This is a genomic window from Selenomonas sp. AB3002 (assembly GCF_000702545.1).
In the GTDB taxonomy this organism is placed as follows: domain Bacteria; phylum Bacillota; class Negativicutes; order Selenomonadales; family Selenomonadaceae; genus Selenomonas_B; species Selenomonas_B ruminantium_A.
Genome location: NZ_JNIO01000008.1, coordinates 387110 through 401662 on the forward strand (window position 1 = coordinate 387110; position 14553 = coordinate 401662).

11 protein-coding genes are annotated in these 14553 nt (G+C 54.8%); all 11 read left to right on the plus strand.

What is annotated here, in order from left to right:
* The first annotated feature begins 116 nt into the window (after positions 1-116).
* The 11 genes from ald (at position 117) to P159_RS0109435 (ending at position 14533) form a co-directional block, all read left to right on the plus strand.
* Positions 117-1244: an alanine dehydrogenase gene (ald, locus tag P159_RS0109385; protein WP_029543515.1), complete on the plus strand. Its 1128-nt coding sequence runs from the start codon at positions 117-119 to the stop codon at positions 1242-1244.
* A gap of 157 nt (positions 1245-1401) precedes the next feature.
* Complete coding sequence (locus tag P159_RS0109390; protein ID WP_029543517.1) at positions 1402-4791, plus strand: DNA polymerase III subunit alpha; 3390 nt, start codon at positions 1402-1404, stop codon at positions 4789-4791.
* Between the two features lie 123 nt (positions 4792-4914).
* Entirely contained in the window at positions 4915-6141 is a 1227-nt protein-coding gene (locus P159_RS0109395) for a D-alanyl-D-alanine carboxypeptidase family protein (protein ID WP_080705966.1), read from the plus strand.
* The gene (locus tag P159_RS0109400) at positions 6141-6872 is read left to right on the plus strand and encodes a pseudouridine synthase (RefSeq protein WP_029543521.1); all 732 of its coding nucleotides are present in this window, start codon (positions 6141-6143) and stop codon (positions 6870-6872) included. The genes P159_RS0109395 and P159_RS0109400 overlap by 1 nt, the downstream gene beginning before the upstream one ends.
* Positions 6872-8140 carry an NAD(P)/FAD-dependent oxidoreductase gene (locus tag P159_RS0109405; RefSeq protein ID WP_029543523.1) on the plus strand — a complete coding sequence of 423 codons (1269 nt, stop codon included), beginning with the start codon at positions 6872-6874 and terminating at the stop codon, positions 8138-8140. Before P159_RS0109400 ends, P159_RS0109405 begins: the two co-directional genes overlap by 1 nt.
* A 63-nt stretch (positions 8141-8203) precedes the next feature.
* Positions 8204-9517: a 3-phosphoshikimate 1-carboxyvinyltransferase gene (gene aroA, locus P159_RS0109410; protein ID WP_029543525.1), complete on the plus strand. Its 1314-nt coding sequence runs from the start codon at positions 8204-8206 to the stop codon at positions 9515-9517.
* A 39-nt stretch (positions 9518-9556) separates the two neighbouring features.
* A complete protein-coding gene (gene cmk, locus P159_RS0109415) occupies positions 9557-10225 on the plus strand; it encodes a (d)CMP kinase (protein ID WP_029543526.1) in 669 nt (222 codons plus the stop codon).
* A gap of 4 nt (positions 10226-10229) precedes the next feature.
* The gene (locus tag P159_RS0109420) at positions 10230-10826 is read left to right on the plus strand and encodes a lysophospholipid acyltransferase family protein (protein ID WP_029543528.1); all 597 of its coding nucleotides are present in this window, start codon (positions 10230-10232) and stop codon (positions 10824-10826) included.
* A gap of 268 nt (positions 10827-11094) precedes the next feature.
* On the plus strand, positions 11095-11925 hold the full coding sequence (locus P159_RS0109425; RefSeq protein WP_029543530.1) for a 4-hydroxy-3-methylbut-2-enyl diphosphate reductase: 831 nt from the start codon (positions 11095-11097) through the stop codon (positions 11923-11925).
* Entirely contained in the window at positions 11922-13025 is a 1104-nt protein-coding gene (gene rpsA / locus P159_RS0109430) for a 30S ribosomal protein S1 (protein WP_029543532.1), read from the plus strand. The genes P159_RS0109425 and rpsA overlap by 4 nt, the downstream gene beginning before the upstream one ends.
* Positions 13026-13135: 110 nt before the next feature.
* A complete protein-coding gene (locus P159_RS0109435; protein WP_029543534.1) occupies positions 13136-14533 on the plus strand; it encodes a DUF512 domain-containing protein in 1398 nt (465 codons plus the stop codon).
* The last annotated feature ends 20 nt before the right edge of the window (positions 14534-14553 follow it).

A 14553-nucleotide genomic window follows, 5' to 3' on the forward strand; every position in this document is an offset into this window, starting at 1 on the left:
GGCAGGTTTTTGGAACTTTAAGTCCGAATTCTCCATAATGAGATTTATTGGTTCAAATGTGTTTGGATAGGAAGGTCTGAACATATTTGATTATGATTTTATGAGGAGGCATGGTTATGATTATCGGTGTGTCCAAAGAAATCAAGAACAATGAAAATCGTGTGGGACTGACTCCGGCGGGGGCGGAGGCCCTGGTGAAGGCAGGGCACAGAGTGTTGGTGGAGACAGGCAGCGGTCTGGGCAGCGGTTTTGACGATGAAAGCTATGCTGCTGTGGGGGCAGAGCTTCTGTCTGACAAGAAGCAGCTCTTTGACGAGGCGGAGATGATTGTCAAGGTGAAGGAACCTCTGCCTTCGGAGTATGATTTGTTCCACGAGGGGCAGCTGCTCTTCACCTATCTGCATCTGGCGGCAGAGCCGGAGCTTACGGAAGCTTTGCTGAGACACAAGGTCACGTCTGTAGCTTATGAGACGGTGGTGGGCAGGGATGGCAGGTCGCTGCCTCTCCTGGCTCCTATGAGTGAGATTGCAGGCCGCATGTCAGTGCAGATTGGCGCCCAGTTCCTGGAGAGCCGCTACGGCGGGGCGGGCATCCTCCTGGGAGGCGTCAGTGGTGTGGCACCGGCTCAGGTAGTGATCCTGGGTGGAGGCGTTGTGGGCACCAATGCTGCCAAGATGGCTGTGGGCCTGGGGGCCAGAGTGACCATCATTGACCTGTCTATGGAGCGGCTGCGCTATCTGGACGATATTTTCGGTGGACGCGTAGCTACGGTGAGTTCAAACAGCTATAATATTGCCCAGTGGGTGCGGGAGGCGGATCTCCTTATTGGGGCTGTGCTGGTGCCGGGAGCCAAAACGCCGCAGCTGGTGACGGAAGAGATGGTAAAGACCATGAAGGCAGGATCTGTCATTGTGGATGTGGCCATTGACCAGGGGGGGAGCATTGCCACCTGCGACCATGTGACTACCCATGAGGAACCTACCTTTGTGAAGCATGGGGTGCTGCATTACTCAGTGGCCAATATCCCCGGGGCTGTAGCCAGAACATCTACCCTGGCTCTCACTAACGCTACTCTTCCTTATGCCCTGAAACTGGCAGCAAAGGGCTGGCGTGAGGCTTGTTGCATGGATCCGGGGCTGGCTCAGGGGCTCAATACCATCGAAGGCAGGATCACCAATCTCCCTGTGTCAGAGGCCCTGGGACTGGAGTATGTGGATAAGGAGGGCTGGCTGAAAAAGAGTTGATTCTCTGGTGAGTTTTGTGTACTATATACTGTAGATATATTTCGTCAGGCCATACGATTAAGCTGGAGAAGTTCTTTCTCCGGCAAGGGCGTGTTGATTAAATGAATTTTAATCGACACGCCCTAAAGTTTTTGATTTAACAAGGGAGATATTAGATATGCCTTTCACTCACCTCCATGTGCATACGGAATACAGCCTGCTGGACGGGGCCAGCCGTATTGGCGACCTGATTGGGGCTGTCAAGGACCTGGGCATGGACTCTGTCGCCATCACCGATCACGGCGTGATGTACGGTGTGCTGGATTTTTATAAAGAAGCAAAGAAGCAAGGGGTAAAGCCCATCATAGGCTGCGAGGTTTATCTGGCTCCCGGGCCCCGCCAGGGTCGCGAGGAAGTGAACGGTGTCAAGTACTATCACCTGATATTGCTGGCGGAGAATCAGCAGGGCTACCGCAATCTGGTGCAGCTCGTTTCCCTGGCTCATATCGAAGGCATGTACTACAAGCCGCGGGTGGACAAAGAGTTGCTGAGAAAGTACCATGAGGGCCTTATCTGCCTCAGCGCCTGCGTGGCGGGCGAGATTCCCAGGGCCCTTATTGCAGGCAACAAGGAAAAGGCAGAGTCTTTGGTGCAGGAGTATATCGATATCTTCGGCAAGGATAATTTCTTCTTGGAGATACAGGACCATGGCCTGAAGGAAGAGCGCATAACAAATGCAGGGCTGCTGGAGCTTTCCCAGAAGCACGGCCTGGGACTGGTGGCTACCAATGACCTGCATTATGTGCGCAGGGAGGACAGTGAGTTTCACGATATCCTCCTTTGCGTGCAGATGAATAAGAACTTTGATGATCCTGAGCGCATGCGCTTCAACAGCGATGATTATTACCTGAAGTCTCCTGCGGAGATGGAGGAACTTTTCAAGGCCTATCCGGGAGCATTGGAAAATACGGAAAAGATTGCTGCTCGCTGCCAGGTGGAATTTGAGTTTGGCCAGCTGCAGCTGCCCTATTATCCCATTCCCGCCCCCTTTGCCGATGATGAGGCATATCTGCACCATCTCTGCGAGGAAAGGCTGCCCAGTCATTATGCAGAAGTAACCAAGGAAGTGCGTGAGCGGCTGGACTATGAGCTGGGTATTATCCACCGCATGGGCTATGACAGCTATTTCCTCATTGTCTGGGACTTCATCAACCATTCCCGGGAGCAGGGCATTGCCGTGGGGCCTGGGCGAGGTTCGGCAGCAGGCAGCATCGTGTCTTATATCCTGGGGATAACCAATCTTGATCCGCTGAAATACGATCTCCTCTTTGAGCGCTTCCTGAACCCTGAGCGTGTCACCATGCCTGATATTGACGTGGATTTCTGCTATATCCGCCGCAAGGAAGTCATAGATTACGTCAAGGAGCGCTATGGCTATGACCATGTGGCGCAGATTGCCACCTTTGGCACCATGGCGGCCAAGAATGCCATCCGCAACGTGGGGCGGGTGCTGGGCATGTCCTTTGCAGAGGTTTCCGATATCGTCAAGTTCATCCCGGAGGAACTGCACATCACGATAGACAAGGCTTTGAAGAATGTGGCTGATCTCAAGGCCATGTACGACACAAGGCCTGAGGTGAAGCGGCTTATTGACCTGGCCCGGAAGCTTGAGGGCTTGCCCCGCAATTCCTCCACCCATGCGGCAGGGGTGGTGATCGCCCGCCACCCCCTGACGGATTATGTGCCTGTTTCCATATCCGAAGGCACTCTGGTCACTGAATTTGACAAGGACCACGTGGAGGAACTGGGGCTTCTGAAAATGGACTTTTTGGGCCTCCGCACCTTGACGGTCATAGCGGATACCCTGCTGAATATCAAGGAGCAGCGCGGGGAGACTGTGGATATAGACCACATACCCCTGAAGGATGAGCTCACAGCCAAAATGCTTTGTGAGGGCCGCACCGGGGCGGTGTTCCAGATGGAGTCGGCTGGCATGACCAAACTGGTGGTGGATTTGGCTCCGGAGGGATTCGAGGACCTTATCCCCACGGTGGCGCTCTATCGTCCGGGGCCCCTGGGCAGCGGCATGGTAGAGGATTTCATCAATGGCCGTCATGGCAGGAAGCAGCCTGAGTACATGCATCCCTTGCTGGAGCCAATCCTGAAGGAGACTTTTGGGGTGGTGCTCTATCAGGAGCAGGTCATGCAGATTGTGCAGGTGCTGGCGGGCTTCACCTTGGGACAGGCAGATCTTTTGCGCCGTGCCATGGGCAAGAAGAAGCACGAGATACTGATGGCCCAGAAGGAGAACTTCCTGAAGGGGTGTGCCGCCAACAACATCGAGCCGCAGCTGGCGGAACATATCTTTGATCTGCTGACCCATTTCGCGGATTACGGCTTCAATAAATCCCACAGCGCTGCCTATGCTTTGGTGGCCTGGCAGACAGCTTATCTCAAGGCGCACTATCCCCAGGAGTTCATGGCGGCCATGCTTACCAGCATCATGGATGATGCCAAGAAGGTGCCCTTCTATATTGATATGTGCCGCCGCATGAAGCTGAAAATCCTGCCGCCTGACATAAACGCAAGCCACGGTACGTTCAGCGTGGATGGGGAGGCTATTCGCTTCGGTCTGGCCGCAGTCAAGAATGTGGGTGAGGGTGCCATTGAGAACGTGGTGGCAGAACGGGACAATCATGGCCCCTTCACCTCTTTGGTGGATTTCTGCACCAGGGTTGATTCCCGCATCCTCAATAAGCGGGTGATGGAGAGCCTGGTGAAATGCGGGGCTTTTGACAGCCTGGGAGCGAAGCGCAGCCAGTTGCTGGCCATTCTGGACAGGGCTGTCAGTGAGGCCAATACAGCCCAGAAAGACCGTCTTAGCGGACAGATCGGCCTTTTTGCTGATGACACTCTGGGCGGAGCTATGGATATTCCCCTGCCTGAGATGGAGGAAGTGCCTGAGCTGGAACGTCTGAATTGGGAAAAGGAGATCACGGGCTTCTACATCACGGGACATCCCCTGAATCGTTTCCAAAAGAAGCTGGCTAACCTGCCTGCCATTCTGGACGTGCAGAGCGGTGCAGTCCGCGACAAGCAGGTGGTACGGCTGGGAGGTATCCTGACGGAAACCAAGCGCCATACCACCAAGAAGGGTGACACCATGTGCTTTGCAGTGCTGGAGGACTTCTCGGAAAAGATTGAAGTGACAGTGTTCCCCAGAACCTTTTATCAGAATGTCAACCTGTTGCTGCCGGATATGCCGGTGGTCTTGCAGGGTAAGCTGGACATAGGGGATGAGCGCATCAGCGTCCTGGCGGATAAGTTCTGGTCCCTGGAAGAATATGTTCCGGAATACTACCTCTCCCTGCCTGCAGGAGAAGCTTATGCGGCAGCGCGGGAGGGACTGAGAAAGATTCTGGCCGAGCGCCCGGGAGAAGATCCTGTCCATGTGCAGATGGGAGGCCGCTGGCAGACCTTGCCGGAAGGACAGGGCCTTTCAGATGATGAGGAAACCAAGGAAGCTCTCATAGCTTTGCTGGGAGAAGGTGCTGTAAAAAAACGTTGATGAACTGGGACTTTTGAGCCGTTGGTCTGCTTGCAAGGACAGTTCGGTAATGATAAAATATTGCCAATGCGGTTTTTCCGCTGGTGAGTAAAGTTTCAAATTGTAAGGAGTTGCACATCCATTTTGTGGAAAAGAATATATACCAGGCTTGCAGCAGCAGGCCTTTCAGCTTGTATTGTGTTTGTTCCTGCTGCTTCAGCCCCGGCCGCGCCAGCCAGCCGTTCGCTTTATGATATAACGCCTTTGGAACGGCCTGATATTCCTGGCCTTGTCATCAGCCCTTCGGATAAGCTGCCGAATTTGACGGCGAGGTCGGCAGTGGTCATGGATGCTGCTACTGGTACAGTTATTTATTCCCGTGATATGGATACCCGGCGTTATCCTGCCAGCACCACCAAGATCATGACCCTGATTTTGGCCCTGGAGCAGGGAAACCTCGATGATATTGTCACTGTCAGCAAGAATGCTGAAGGCATGGAGGGGTCAACCCTGTGGCTGGAGCAGGGGGATAAGGTGCCTCTGAAGGAACTTCTCTACGGTATGATGATGGCTTCCGGCAATGATGCTACCATTGCCGTGGCTGAGCATATTGCAGGATCTGTGCCTGCTTTCGCCAGGATGATGAACGAGAAGGCACGGGAGATTGGTGCTTCTGACACGCATTTTGTCAATCCCAATGGCCTGCCCGATGAGAACCACTATACCACTGCCCGGGATATGGCGCTGATTGCTGCTTATGGCTACCGTCTGCCTGAGTTCGAGGAGATTGTGGGCACCAGGGAGATAACTTTCCCTTGGGTCAAAGATGACACCCACCGCCTGCGCAATGAGAATCAGATGCTCTGGCTCTACAAGGGCGGCAACGGCGTCAAGACCGGTTATACGGATGCTGCCGGGCGCTGCCTGGTGTCCGGGGCCAGGGAGGACGGCTTGCAGCTGGTATCTGTGGTTTTTGACAGCGTTTACATGTGGAATGACTCCATTGCCCTCCTGGATTACGGTTTTGATCAGGTGGAGCCGGAGAAGATCATCAGCAAGGGGCAGGTAGTTGGTTCCGTGTCCGTGGGGCTTTTCCAGGGTGAGCTGGAAGTGAAGGCTGCCAAGGATCTGGCCATTGCCAGGCTGAAGGATGGTTCAAGGGTCAAATATGACCAGAAGCTTGAGGTGCCCGACTCACTCACTGCGCCTGTCAAAGAGGGAGAGCGGGTTGGCAGGCTGGTCCTCATGCAGGAGGGCAGGGAAGTGGGGGCCGTTGAGGTTCTGGCGGCCGCAAGCCTGGAGCCGGAGGAGCAGGGCTTTTTCTCCCGCCTCATGGCCTGGTTCCAATCTTTATGGAAAGGACTTTTCTGATGGAAGCCAGATTGCAGAAGATCATCAGCCAGGCAGGCATTGCTTCACGGCGGGCAGCCGAGAGCATTATTCTTGAAGGCAGAGTGGAAGTGGACGGTCAGGTGATCCGCGAGCTGGGGGGCAAGTATGACCCGGAACTGGTGGAGATCAGAGTGGATGGGAAAATCATCAGTGCCCCCGAAGCTCATGTGTACTACCTGCTGAACAAGCCTAAGGGATATGTGTCCACTGCTAGCGATGAGCGGGGCAGGCGTACGGTGCTTGATCTGCTGCCTGAGATAAAGGAGCGCATCTATCCCATCGGCCGGCTGGATATGAATACTGAAGGCCTGCTGCTGCTCACCAATGACGGTGAGTTGATGAACGCCCTCCTGCATCCCCGCTATGAGGTGCAGAAGACTTATGTGGCTAGGATTGCCACGGGGCTTTCTGAAGCGGCACTCAGGGCGCTGAGGGAAGGTGTGAAGCTGGAGGACGGCCTCACGGCTCCTGCCAGGGTCAGTGTCCTTGAGACTGCACCGGGCCGTACCCGTGTGGAAATCACCATCCATGAAGGCCGGAACCGGCAGGTGCGGCGCATGTTCAAGGCTGTGGGGCACGAAGTGCTGGCCTTGAAACGGACAGCTTTTGCAGGGCTTTCCCTGGAGGGCGTCAGGCGGGGAGAGCATCGTGCCCTTACGGAAGAAGAGATCAGATCATTGTATGAGAAAGCAGGGAGGCAGCAGGGCTGATGGAGAGGCGAATCATCATCATAGGTGCAGGTCCCGCAGGCATGATGGCCGCCATCAAGGCTGCTGAGACCAATGAGACTATGGGCAGTCCTGCAGAAATCCTGCTGCTGGAGAAGATGAAGAAGCCCGGGCGCAAGATGATGATCACGGGCAAGGGCCGCTGCAATATCACCAATGCGGCGGATGTGCCGGAAATCATCAAGAATATCCAGGGCAATGGACGCTTCCTTTTCAGCTCCATGAAGGCCTTCGACAATCGGGCAGTCATAGATTTCTTTGAAGAGCAGGGCGTGGCTACCAAGGTGGAGCGGGGACAGCGGGTTTTTCCCGTATCCGATAAGGCCCAGGATGTGGTAGATGCCATGGTGAGCCGCCTGCATGAGCTGGAAGTGAAGATTGAAACCGAAGCTGCGGTCAAGGACATTCTCACGGAAGAAGGGCGGGTCAAAGGCGTGCGCCTTAAATCCGGGGCCATCTATAAGGCGGAGGCTGTGATCCTGGCTGTGGGAGGCGCTTCTTATCCCGGGACAGGTTCCTCCGGGGATGGCTATGAGATGGCCGGGAATCTGGGCCATCATATCATTCCCATCAGGCCTTCCCTGGTTCCTCTCACCACAGAAGAGGACTGGGTGCAGGAGGTGCAGGGGCTTTCTCTCCGCAATGTGCGGGCAGAGCTGCTGGTGGATGGCAAGACTGAGCTTTCCCTCTTTGGGGAGATGATGTTCACCCACTATGGGGTGACTGGCCCGGTGATTCTTTCCATGAGCCGGGAGGCTTCCGGGTATCTGACGGAAGGCGGGCACTTTGTAGAGCTTTCCCTGAACCTGAAACCTGCCCTTTCCGAGGAGAAACTGGAAGCCCGCATTCAGCGGGACTTTGAGAAGTACCAGCGCAAGGAACTGAAGAACGGTATGGCAGACCTCCTGCCCCACAAATTGATAGAGCCGGTGCTGGATGCTGCCTATCTGGCGCCTGACAAGCCTGTGCATCAGGTGACGGTGGAAGAGCGCAAGAGGCTGGTGCATACCTTGCAACACCTGGTGCTGACCGTGAGTGGCACCCGCCCTCTGGCGGAGGCCATCGTGACGGTGGGGGGCGTGTCCGTGAAGGAGATAGACCCGCGCAGCATGGAGTCCAAGCTAGTAAAGGGACTTTTCCTGGCTGGCGAGGTAGTGGATGTGGATGCCTTCACAGGCGGCTACAACCTGCAGGCAGCCTTTTCCATGGGAGCAGCTGCAGGCTGCTGGAGCGTCTGGAATCTGGAATAAGCAAAGAAGCAGAAGAAGCAATTAATTATTAGATAAAGCAGGCATTTTGAAAGGGGATTGGGCATGGCAGAACTTATGACAATCAGCAAGATTTCCGATGGCCTTAGGGGCGAGGTGGCAATTCCTGGAGATAAATCCATTTCTCACCGCAGCGTGATGTTGTCTGGTCTGGGCAGCACCCCAGTGCGCATCACGAATTTCCTCCATGCCCAAGACTGCCTTTCTACGGTGGCCTGCCTGCGCGCTCTGGGAGCAAAGATTGAGTTTCAGAGCGAGACGGAGCTGACGGTGACAGGCAATGGCTTCCACGGTCTCAGGGAACCTGGCACCATCATTGATGCGGGCAACTCTGGCACTACCTTGCGGCTTATGATGGGACTGCTTTCTGCACAGCCTTTCTTCTCTGCCTTTACCGGGGATGCTTCTTTGCATCGTCGGCCCATGGGCCGGGTGGCGAAACCCCTTTCCCAGATGGGAGCGCAGATTTACGGCAGGGAGGGCAATACCAAGCTGCCGCTGGCTGTTGTGCCTGTTGAAGGCGGCCTCAAGGGCATTTCCTATCAGAGCCCTGTGGCCAGCGCCCAGGTGAAATCAGCTCTGCTCCTGGCTGGCATGTATGCTGACGGCCCCACTACGGTGACGGAGCCCTTTGTTTCCCGCGACCATACGGAGCGCATGCTGGCGGCTTTCGGAGTGCCGGTGAAGCGTGAGGGCACGGCAGTGACCATCAACCCTGTGAAAGATGAGGATTACAAGGCTCCTGAAGCCATAGAGGTACCGGGGGATATCAGCTCTGCAGCCTACTGGCTGGTAGCAGGGGCAATCCTGCCGGGCAGCAAGCTCCTGCTGCGCAATGTGGGCATCAACGAGACCCGCACCGGCATCTTGGAAGTGCTACAAAATATGGGGGCGAAGCTTGAGCTTAGGAATGAGCGCGTATCTGGCGGCGAGGCAGCGGCGGATATCTGCGTGGAAGCAGGACCTCTCCATGGCACGACCTTTGGGGCAGAGATTATGCCCAGGCTCATAGATGAGATTCCCATCATTGCCGTGGCAGCCCTGCTGGCAGAGGGGGATACTGTCATCACCGGGGCAGGGGAGCTCAGGGTCAAGGAAACGGACAGGCTGGCTGCCATTGAGCAGGAGTTCAACAAACTGGCTCCCGGTGCCGTGGAGGCCTCTGAAGATGGTCTGGTGATCCACGGCGGCCGCACCTTGAAGAAAGCGCGCTGCTTCACCTATGATGACCATCGCATAGCCATGTCCCTGGCTATCCTGGGGGCAGCAGGAGAAGGAGTGGAACTGGAAAATCCCGGCTGCGTGAATATTTCCTATCCTGCCTTCTATGGTGAGCTGGAAAGATTGAGGAAGGCTTAAGCCTTCCTGGTAAAAAATAAATTTTACGGGGGGATTCCCATGCAGGATTCGAAGAAAAAACTTGTTGTAGCCATTGACGGCCCTGCCGGTGCAGGCAAGAGCACGGTGGCCCAGCTGGCAGCCAAGGCCCTTGGCTATACCTATATCGATACGGGGGCTATGTATCGGGCTGTGGCCTGGAAGACCTTGCAGCAGAAAAAAGAGGTGACGGATGAGCTTATCGTGTCACTGATGCCGGACATTGACGTGAATCTTCGCTATGTTGACGGCAAGACCGTGGTGAAGGTTGACGGCACTGATGTGACCGGCGAAATCCGCACCCCTGAGATCAATGCCATTGTTTCCCAGGTGGCCCGTCTGGGCCCTGTCAGGGAAAAGATGGTAGACCTGCAGCGCAAGATGGCAGATGAGGGCGGCGTGCTCATGGATGGCCGTGATATCGCCACCAACGTGCTGCCCGGGGCCGATGTGAAGATTTTCCTCACAGCTTCCATTGAGGAACGGGCCAAACGCCGTTATCTTGAAATGAAGGAAAAGGGTTATGATGTGAATCTGGAACAGCTCCAGAAGGATATTGCTGCCAGAGATAAAGCAGACTCCGAGCGTGAGATTTCTCCCTTGGTTCAGGCTGAGGATGCGCAGCTTTTGGATACCACGGGCCTTTCCATTGAGGAAGTGGTGCAGCGCATCCTGGGAATGTGCAGGTGATGAAATGCTGTACTCATTGCTGAAAGTCATTTTTTGTTTGTTCTTCAAGATTTTCTTCCGTGCGGAAATCAAGAATGCGGACAGGTTACCAAAGGAAGGGGCCTTTATTCTGGCCGCCAACCACATGAGCAACTGGGATCCGCCACTCCTGGCCTGCTTTGCCACCAGGCCGGTGGGCTACATGGCTAAGGAAGAACTTTTCGAGCCTCCCGTCTTCGGTACGGCTATCCGTCACTGCCATGCTTTCCCCGTAAAGCGGGGGGCGGCAGACCGCGGGGCTATCAAGACTGCGGTGCAGGTGCTGAAGGGCGGGCACTGCCTGGGACTTTTCCCGGAAGGTACTCGCAGCAAGGATGGCAAGCTGCACAAGGCCGAAGCGGGGGTGGGACTCATTGCTGCCATGACAGGGGCGCCGGTGGTGCCTGCAGCGCTTATTGGCACTGACAAGATTTTCAAAAGCGGCAGTTTCTTCCCCAAGCTCAAGGTCATCTACGGTGAGCCCATGAGTTTTACTGGCGACCGCAAGGACAAGGAACAGCTGGCAGAATTCTCCCAGTCCATCATGGACAGGATTGGAGAACTGAAGGCTGAGAATGAGTAATTCTCCTTTAGGCAGTCCTATAGACCTAAAGATGGAAAGATAATGTAAAACTTCGGGCGGAATAGTGTTCCGCCCTTCGCCCTTACACAAAATCTAAGCGCATCTGCGCCCTGCGGGCTTGATTTGCTAATATTTTGTAGTAAAAAAATAAAAAACCCGCGAAAAACTATTTGCCTAGCCCCCATACTCATGTTATACTATGTCTTAGATTGCATAGAACCTGTGTTTTGAAGGTCATGCATGACTAAAAAGATATGGTGGTAGATGTATGGAAGTAATCTTGGCAGATTACCTGGGATTCTGCTATGGCGTGAAACGCGCCATCAAGATAGCCAGGGAAAATGCTTCCGAGGATGGCACCTCCTGCACATTAGGACCTATTATCCACAATCCCCAGATGGTGGAGCGCCTGAAAGCTGAGGGCGTAGGTACGGTAGACAGGCTGGAGGAATTGCCTGAGGGCACCATCATCATCCGTTCTCATGGGGTAGGCCCGGAGGTCTATCAGGAAGCTGAGGAACGAGGGCTCAGGGTGGTTGATGCCACTTGTCCCCACGTGAAGAAAGCCCAGCTTTCCGCCAAGGAATTGGTTGATGAGGGGTATAATGTAGTCATCATCGGGGAGAAGCAACACCCGGAGGTCAAGAGCATCTTCGAGTGGTCGGGCCGCAAGGCCAGGGTGCTGGAGACGGAGGCAGAGGCTAAGGAATTGGATTCTTGTGCCAAGCTGGGGATAGTGTGCCAGACTACTTTCTCGGGGGCTAAGTTCCGGCAGATTGCCATGCATCTATTGGAAAAATCCCGGGATGTGCGAATCCTGCGCACCATCTGCACAGCTACGGACCAAAGACAGGCGGCAGCCATTGATTTGGCTCAGCAGGTTGACCTGATGCTGGTCATTGGCGGCAAGAACAGTGCCAATACCACGCGCCTTGCCCAGTTGTGCAACGAGTATTGTCTGACTTATCACATCGAGACGGCAGCAGAGCTCCGTGACGAGTGGTTTGACAAAATAGAAAAAATTGGTATTACAGCGGGTGCTTCTACACCTGACTGGATTATCAAGGAGGTATATAAAAAGTGTCAGAACAGAGCATGAAGGAATTATTGGAAGAAGCAGAGAACTCTATGCCGGATATCCAGGAGCGTACGGTTGTTACCGGCGAGGTAATCCAGGTTTCCCGTGATGAGGCTTATATCGATATCGGCTACAAGCAGGAAATCGCTGTGCCGAAGCGTGAGCTCGCTTACCCGACTCCGGAGTCTGCTGAGGATGTTGTGAAGGTCGGCGACAAGATCGATGTTTACATCGTTTCCCTCGGTGGCGACAACGGCGGCATCCTCTCCAAGGTCAAGGCTGACCGCATGGTTGCCTGGAAGGAGATGGAGGCTGTTCAGGAGCGCGGCGAGACTGTCGAGGCTCAGGTGAATCAGGTGGTCAAGGGCGGCCTGGTGGCTTCTGTCAACGGTCTCCGTGGCTTTATCCCCGCTTCCCAGATGGAGCTTCACTTCGTGAAGGATCTCTCCGTCTATGTTGGCCAGACTGTTGAGGCTGAGATCATCGAGATCGATGTCCACAAGCAGCGTCTGGTGCTCTCCCGCCGCAATCTCCTTGAGAAGGAGCGTTCCGAGAAGGAAGGCGAGATTTTCTCCACTCTCGAGGCTGGCCAGACCGTGCGCGGTACTGTCAAGCGTCTCGTGGACTACGGTGCTTTCATCGATATCGGCGGCGTAGACGGTCTTGCTCATATCTCCGACCTGGCTTGGCACCGCGTGAAGCATCCTTCCGATGTGCTTGAGGTTGGCCAGGAGCTGGATGTGTTCGTGAAGAGCGTTGATGTTGATGCTAAGCGCATCTCCCTGTCTGTGAAGGACACCATGCGTGATCCCTGGCTGGACAAGGCTGAGCGTTATGCAGAGGGCGACTTCATCGAAGGCAAGGTCATCAAGCTGACTGACTTCGGTGCTTTCATGGAAATCGAGCCGGGCTTCGATGGCCTGATTCCCATGGGCGAGCTGGCTGACCGTCGCATTGAGCGCGCCGATGAGGCTGTGCATGTTGGCGATGTTGTGAAGGTCAAGGTCCTCCGCATCGACATGAAGCGCAAGCGCATCTCCCTCAGCATCACCAAGGCTAAGAAGGACGCAGACAACGCTGTGTTCAAGAAGTACGAGGGCGCTGAGGAAGGTCAGGAGTAATTCCTGCTTCCGCAATTAGATAGGAAATTTACAGGGGAGTGATGTTTTCACATCGCTCCCTTGTTCTTTGGTTTTGGACTGTTGAGAAAGAAAGTATGAGCAAGAAAGATATGAGCAAAGCTGCACACCCCGGTGTTATCCTCAGAGTCTATCCCGGCAGTCTGGCTGAGGAATTGGAGCTTGTGCCCGGGGACAAGATTGTGGCCATCAATGGGGAAGAAGTAAGGGATATCATTGAACTTTCCTTTGCCATGGCAGACGAGGAGATTGAACTGCTGGTAGAGCACGCAGACGGCGAGCAGGAAATCATCGAGTTTGACAAGGACTTTGATGAAGAACTGGGGGTGGAGTTCGAGAGTGCTGTCTTTGACGGCATCAGGAGCTGCGCCAATCACTGCTATTTCTGCTTCGTGGATATGATTGCTCCCAATATGAGAAGCAGCCTGTCCATCAAGGATGATGACTACCGCCTGTCCTTCCTCTATGGCAACTTCGTCACTATGACCAATATGGGGCCGAAGGATTTTGAGCGGGTGGAGAAATACCATCTTTCGCCGCTCTTCGTCTCAGTCCAGTGCATGAATCCTGAACTGAGGGCCCAGATGCTACGCTGCCCGGGGGCAGCCCGCATTGCTTCCCAGCTGGATAACTTGGAAAAGGCCGGAGCTGAATACCACACTCAGGTGGTACTGTGCGCAGGGCTCAATGACGGTGAGGAACTGGAGCGCACCATCAGGGAAATAGTGGAGCGGCGTCCTCATGCCCTCTCTCTGGCCATCGTGCCCGTGGGCATCACTAAGCACCGCACCGACCCTTATCCCCTGCAGCAGTTTGACAGGGAAAGCGCTGCCAGGGTCATCGACCAGGTGGAGAAGTGGCAGCGGAAAATCCAGCAGGAGGAAGGGCGTACCTTCATTTATCTTGGCGATGAGTTCTACTTCCTGGCTGGTCGTCAGGTGCCTGGCACCGAGTTCTACGATGGCTTCCCTCAGCTTGATAACGGCATAGGCCTGACGAGAAACTTCATCAACGAATGGGAAGAGTGCGAGACAGAGGCAGCAGATTATGAGGAGCCGGTGTATCTGGATGTGGTTTCCGGTACCTCCGTGGCCCCCATGCTGCAGGAACTGGCGGATAGAGCAGAGAATAAGAATCTCCATGTGCGGCTGGTGCCGGTGGTCAATGAATACTTTGGTTCCACTGTCAACGTATCCGGGTTGCTGACGGCCAGGGATATAATCAGGGCCTTGAAGGAATTGCCGGGCAGGCGCACTGGCATCCTGCTGCCGGAATCTGCCCTCAGGGCGGGGGAGGATGTTTTCCTTGATGATGTGCCCCTGACTGATTTCGCCAAGGAATTCCCCGGCGTGAGAGTGGAGCCGGTGCAGTCAGGCGCGGATTATCGTGAGGCGCTGACCAGCTGGCACGAATATCATAAGAATCGCAGTGGCGAAACTGCCTATATGTGGCAGAGCAATGCTGCTTATACCAAGACTATATCAGAATGACATTATTAATAAGGAAGAAG